Origin of the sequence: Mycobacterium sp., from assembly GCF_036488105.1 — a bacterium.
GTDB lineage: Bacteria > Actinomycetota > Actinomycetes > Mycobacteriales > Mycobacteriaceae > Mycobacterium.
Map to the genome: position 1 here is coordinate 1 of NZ_DASXHW010000541.1, position 4055 is coordinate 4055.

At 64.2% G+C, this 4055-nt stretch carries 2 protein-coding genes; both read right to left on the reverse strand.

Features of this window, described 5'->3' with window-relative positions; genetic code table 11:
- The coding region (locus VGH54_RS28500; protein WP_331515514.1) for a PE-PPE domain-containing protein at window positions 1-870 on the reverse strand (870 nt) is incomplete at its 3' end.
- 57 nt (window positions 871-927) lie between these two features.
- On the reverse strand, window positions 928-3927 hold the full coding sequence (locus tag VGH54_RS28505; protein WP_331515515.1) for an RND family transporter: 3000 nt from the start codon (window positions 3925-3927) through the stop codon (window positions 928-930).
- Between the last annotated feature and the right edge of the window lie 128 nt (window positions 3928-4055).

Genomic DNA, 4055 nt, shown 5'->3' on the forward strand with positions numbered 1-4055 from the left:
CAGCGGCATCACCAGCGGAAGGTGCTTTTCCGGGACCATGATCGTGGTGTCTTTCGCGCCCCGCGAATTGATCGTGGTTCTGATGTTCTGCGGCGGCACCATGCTCGCGTTCGTGAATGCCACCGCGGTGTGACCCGTCGCGAGGCCGAGCAGCGTGTTGGCGAGAGCGAACATGTTGTCCGGCCGGTCGGGGAAGTCCGCGATCGAGTCGTAGGCAGCCACGAACCTGTTGGTGTCGTACTGGCTCTCGTACGGCGGTGGCATGCGGTAGTCGAGTGCGGGAACGACGCTGCCGACCGGGAACGTGGCGGTCAGGAAGCTCTGGCCGAAGGCGTGATGCCCGATCGGGTCGCCGAATGTGGCGAAGTTCAGCGTGTTCGGCGGGGGAGCATTCGGGTCAGTCGCCAGCCGGGCCTGCTCACCATCGACGACGAACCCGCCCTCGGACAAGCCGATCGCCGTACCGGGGCGACCGGTGGTGCGGATCGCCGCATCCAGGTTGTCGACTCCTGCGTCGACGGACTCGCCGACGCTGGGGCCGTCCAGACCCAGGCCGGGAACGTTCTCACCGAGCTTGCCGATGCCCGGGAAGAGCCGCTCCAGCACGTGGCCCTGAACCTGCCCCGCCGGGTAGCGAACGATTTGGCGCTGCTGGCCGGGGAACCACTCCGCGCCCTCCATGCGGATGTATTGGTCGTAGGGGATGCCCAGAACGTGGGCGCCGCCGAGGGCGTAAGCAGTTTGATCGCTCGGCGCCCCGCTCGACGGCCCGCTGATGGGTGTGTCATCGGCCGTCGCGGCTCCGACACCGAAACATCCTGTGGCGCCGACTGTTACCAGCGCCGAAACTCCTGCGAGTAGTTTCTTCATCGCTACTCCTGACCACATGGGTTCGTGTCGTAGTTTCACATACATGACTGGTGTGCGTTAACTCGCTTGCGGCTGTGCGCGCCCGGCCGCCGACCGACGCGGGCCACCTCGTGATGGCCACCAGTTTGCCCGCCCGACCAGCGCGGCGACGGCCGGAACCGTGATGGTGCGGACCAAGAAGGTGTCCAGCAAAATGCCCACACCGATCACGAAACCGCCCTGGACCACGGTGCCGATGCTGGAGAACAAGAGACCGGCCATCGAGGCGGCGAAGATCAGACCTGCAGCGGTGATCACGCCGCCGGTTGAACTCAGCGTGCGGATGATGCCGTACCGCATGCTGTGCGGCGACTCATCGCGCATGCGCGAGACCAGCAACATGTTGTAATCGGCTCCCACCGCGACGAGCACCACGAACGCCAGCGGGGGCACGCTCCAATGCAATTGCTGGCCGAGGATGAATTGAAAGAACACCGCGCCAATGCCCACCGCGGAAAGATACGAAATGACCACGGAAGCAACCAGGTACAGCGGCGCGACAATCGCCCGCAGCAGCACGATCAAGGTCAGCAGCACGACGAGCAGTGTCACCGCGATGATGAACCGAATGTCGTGCTGGTAGTAGTCGCGAGTGTCCTTCAGCCCCACGGTGTATCCCGCCATCGAGATCTTGGCGTCCGACAACGCCGTATTCGGCTGGGCTCCCTTGGCGGTCGCAAGGATCGAGTTGACCTGATCCATGGCTTGGGTGCTGAACGGATTGAGTTTGGTCTGCACCAGGTACCGCACCGAGTGGCCGTCGGCCGAGATGAATACCTTGGCGGCTCTCTGGAACTCATCCAGATGTAGCAGCTGCGCGGGGATGTTGAATCCGGCCATCGCCGGTTGCGCCGCGTCGTGCTTCAGCGACAACAGGAACGTCGCCGACTCACTGAGCCCTTCGCCCAACTGCTTGACCTGGTCGACGAGCAGGTTGACCGCGTCTGCGATTTGCCGGCTTCCACCGGCGAACTGGTTGGCGCCACTCTGCAGCTGGTCGAGGTTCGCCTGCAGGCCGCCGGGCTGGTCCATCCCCATCGACTGCAGGACGCCGGTGAGCTTCGCTACTGCCGCACGCAGCCTGTCGGTCGTGGCTTTCATGGCGTTTTTGTCGGGGTAGTCCTGCAACTGGTGGGCCAAGTCATTGATCGCGTCGAGATCTTCCTGATCGCGCCCACCAGTCAGCCGTTCGAACGCCCCGCGGGTGGCGCTGCAGGACTCATCGAGATCGCAGACCGGATTGCCCTGCAGCGCGGTCAACACCGGGCCGATCCACTCGAACATGTTCTTGGCCGTGCTGTAGTTCCAGCCCATGGTGTTGCTGAGCGAGTTGACGTGGTCGACGAGTCGGGCGGCGATATCGACCTCGTGGACCAACGTGTCGCCGCTGTACTGGTCCTTCGTCGATTTGAAGGTGTTCTCCAGTTCCTGCACGCTGGCGGCGAGCTCGCCGACCTGGCCGCGCACCTCATCGAGTTTGTCGGCCAGCGTGCTGGACCCCGCGGAGAGCTGGTTGAGGTCGTTCGTGTGGTCGTTGATCAGGGTGGAACCGCCGGCCAGGAAGCTCCCGATAGCACCCGCCTGATAGGTGGCCCGGAATTGTTCCGGCACGTTTCCGGTGGGTCGGGTAATGCCGCTGATGGCAGCGACATTCGGCAACTGACTGACTCGGTCCGCCATCTGCTCCAAGTCCGCGAGGGCCTGCGGGTTGCGCAGGTCGCGTGGCGACTGGATGAAGAGGTACTCCGGAATGGACTGATTCACCGGGAAGTGACGATCCAGCGCGGTATATCCGATCGAACTCGGCGCGGAAGCCGGCAGGGCCTTGCGGTCGTCGTAGTTGTAGCGCACCAACGCCGCGCAGCTGGCCAGGGCGGCGAGCACCAACAGGCTGGCGACCAGATGTACGCGCGGGCGGCGCACGATGCGGATGCCAGAACGCCGCCAGAACCGGGCAGTGAGTTCGCGCCGCGGCTTGACCCACCCGCGCGGACCGGCGAGCGCCACAATCGCCGGCAGCAACGTCACCGCGGCGAGGAATGCCACGCCGATCCCGATGGCCGACGCGATTCCGACCGTTTTGAACACGCCCATGCGGGCGAAGCTGATGACCAGGAACGTGATTCCTACCGTGCTGGCGGAGGCGGTGATTACTTTTCCGATCGAGATCAATGCCCCCTTGATCGCTTGATCGGAGTCCGCGCCCGACCGCAGGTAATCGTGATAGCGGCTGATCAGGAAGACCGCGTAATCCGTTCCGGCGCCGGCCATGATCGCGCTCAGAAAGACGATGGACTGATTCGATACGCCCGAGCCAGTCAAGGCGGAATAGCCGGCCACCACCGCCTGCGCGATCACCAGGGACAACCCGATGCCGATCAACGGCAGCAGCATGGTGATCGCGCTGCGGTAGACGATCAGCAAAACGATCAGCACCAGGATGCCGATGGCCAGCTCAATCGGCATTCGGTCCTGTTGGCCGGCGACGGTGAGGTCGGCAACAGTGCCGGCGGGGCCGGTGAGGTTGCCTCTCAACGGCGTTCCCGCGACGGTGTGCCTGACGATGTCACTGATCTGGTTGAACGCGTCATACGACCTTGGGGTGCCCAACTCGCCGGCCACCCCGACCGGCAGCACCCAGGCTTTTTTGTCTCCGCTGGTCACAATCGAGCGCAGCGGCGGCGTGCTGATGAAGTCCTGCAACATCACCACATCGCGGGTGTCCTTGCGCAGCGCGTCCACCACGTTGCGGTAGGTGCCTTCGTCGGCGGGGCTGAGCCCGTTGTCGTCGGTCAATACGACCAACAGCAGGTCTTCTGAGCCCGCTTCGTGAAACGCCTCGGTCATCTTCCGGGCGGTGACGTTCGAGGGTGCATCGCTGGGCAAGATCGCGAGCGGATGCTTCTCGGCCATCTCGTTGAGGGACGGCAAAGTCAGCGGTAGCGCCACCGCGATCGCGACCCACATGGCGATCACTAACCAGGGCCATCGCACTACAAAATCGGCTAGCCGTCGCATCTGGCCCTCACCCCTGGTCGGCGCAGTCGTCTGCGCCCGCCGGCGACGCTCGCCGACGCTGTGTCACACAGCGCAATGTCGTGTCGTCCCCGCACGGCGTTAGCGCATCTCAGAAAACTTCCAGCCAT

Excerpts from the sequence above, each read along its gene's own strand:
- VGH54_RS28505 (WP_331515515.1), bottom strand. The coding sequence starts at position 3,927 with ATGCGACGGCTAGCCGATTTTGTAGTGCGATGGCCCTGGTTAGTGATC.